Origin of the sequence: Halomonas sp. KX33721, from assembly GCF_001596805.1 — a bacterium.
Lineage (GTDB): Bacteria > Pseudomonadota > Gammaproteobacteria > Pseudomonadales > Halomonadaceae > Vreelandella > Vreelandella aquamarina.
This window is the reverse complement of the sequence record NZ_LVIA01000095.1, coordinates 1-1,746: the sequence shown is the minus strand read 5'-3', so window position 1 is coordinate 1,746 and position 1,746 is coordinate 1. Positions and strand designations below refer to the sequence as shown.

Below are 1,746 nucleotides of genomic sequence, written 5' to 3'. Positions count from 1 at the left end.
TTATTTAAATCTTCACCTGTTTTAATATTAGCCTGAATCCGTGAAGCCGGCGCCGACACTTTCCCTATCACCGCCAGCGAGCACTTTTTGATCATTCGCCCCGTGCAAGTTGGCTTTCGCAAGCCCGTTATTGCCAAAACCCACCGTGCTGATCGGTGCTGACGGCCCGTTTTGTCATGCCTTTCCACCCGCCAGGCACGACATATCTGGCGATCGCGTGTCGCTTGGAACTGCTTGTGGATAGAGTGTCGCCGATTGACGGTCAGCATGGCGTTCCTCGTGGATAACGCAGTCGGCTCCGCAGCGTCTTGAGCACCGTCATGCGCCCGATATCCTGCCCGAAGTCGAGGATGATCTGCCGTGCCTTGTGAATCACGAGAGCCGCACGGTGCACCAGCTCTTGTAGCACGGTGCGCAGCCGGCGCCGCTTGGCCGGGTGGCGAACCGGGCTCAGCTCGCCGGTCATGCCCAGCTGTCCCATCAGGCGCAGGATGTTGTAGGCCAACTGGGCGAGATGCAGGATCAGATCGTTGGTGGCGAACTTGCCGGACGGCAAGCGCTCCAGGTCGAGATCGGTCTTGATCTCGCTGTGAAACTGCTCATGGGTGGCATGCGCCTGGTAGCGTTTGATCACCGCCTCCGGCGCCTCGTCCAGGCTGGTCCACCAGCCTTCCAACTCATAGTCCGGTTCGAGCAGCAACTGGCCATCGCGATCGGCGGTGCGCTCTACCAGGCGCATCACGCGTTGGACGACGTATTCGGTCTTGTTGTCGTCGTGGATCGAGACGGTCTGCGTCCACAGCGCCTGGCGCTTGCCAGGACGCAGCTCTTCCCAGTAGTCCGCCGCCACCGCCAGCCAGGTATCTCGATCAGCCGTGGCCGAGCCACGCGGGTTCCATTTGACGACATAGTCGAGCCGGCGCCCCTCGTCGGCAAAGACCTGGCGTTGCTGTTCGAGAAGCGCCAGGTGCGCCTGGCTGTCGAAGCCGCTGTCCTCGCGTAACAGGATCGGTTGCTTGGTCAGGCATTGGGCGCGAGGCAGTACCCGCTCCAGGAAGGCGTTGCTCTCCTTCATGGTGTGCTGCTTGCCAGGCCGCAGTTCCAGACCCAGGCACCACCCTTCGTTGCCCAGGTAGGCGGCGATCGGGGTGTAGCCATCGACCTTCTGGTAGGTCCGCGAGACGCCTTCCTTCTTCGAGTTGCTGTTGTCCATGACGAAGGTGTCGATGTCCAGGCAGACGTGCGTCGTCTCGGCGGTGATCGGTGCTTCGATCAGTGACAGCAGGGTCGTGGACCAGGTGGCGGTGCGCGCCTGCAGGTCGTTGGCGGCAAGTTTCTCCAGCCGCTGTCGCAGCGTCGCCGCGCTCGGCACCTTCTGCAGGGTCAGCAGTTGTTGGAAGGGCTTGTCGCGGCGGAAGTTCTCGACAGCGTCATAGTCGCTCATGCCCAGACACAGCAGGCCCAGGTAGCTCTTGATCACGTCACTGGTGCGCATGCCCAGCGTGGTGGGGAAGCGGCTGTCGATGCTGTCGACGCCAGCGATCTCGAAGCATTGCCCGATGATGGACAGCCCGGCGTGGCTGGTGAGGGTGCGGCAACTGGCGCGGAACTTTATGTTGGGCATGGCACTGTCTGGGTGAATGGCGATAATGGCTATATTGCCATGCAGGTCAGTGGGTTAGAAGTGCTTCCGGGGGCCGGTCTCACGGATTCAGGATATTAAAACCATGAATTGTCGCTATAGAG

General features: G+C 61.1%; 2 protein-coding genes. Both read right to left on the bottom strand.

Going from position 1 to position 1,746, the window contains the following annotated elements:
- Positions 1 to 269 (bottom strand): hypothetical protein (locus A3220_RS17630; protein WP_217284302.1); only part of this gene is annotated, 269 nt, incomplete at its 3' end.
- The gene (locus A3220_RS16510; protein WP_062376037.1) at positions 263 to 1,624 is read right to left on the bottom strand and encodes an IS1380 family transposase; all 1,362 of its coding nucleotides are present in this window, start codon (positions 1,622 to 1,624) and stop codon (positions 263 to 265) included. The genes A3220_RS17630 and A3220_RS16510, both read right to left, overlap by 7 nt.
- Between the last annotated feature and the right edge of the window lie 122 nt (positions 1,625 to 1,746).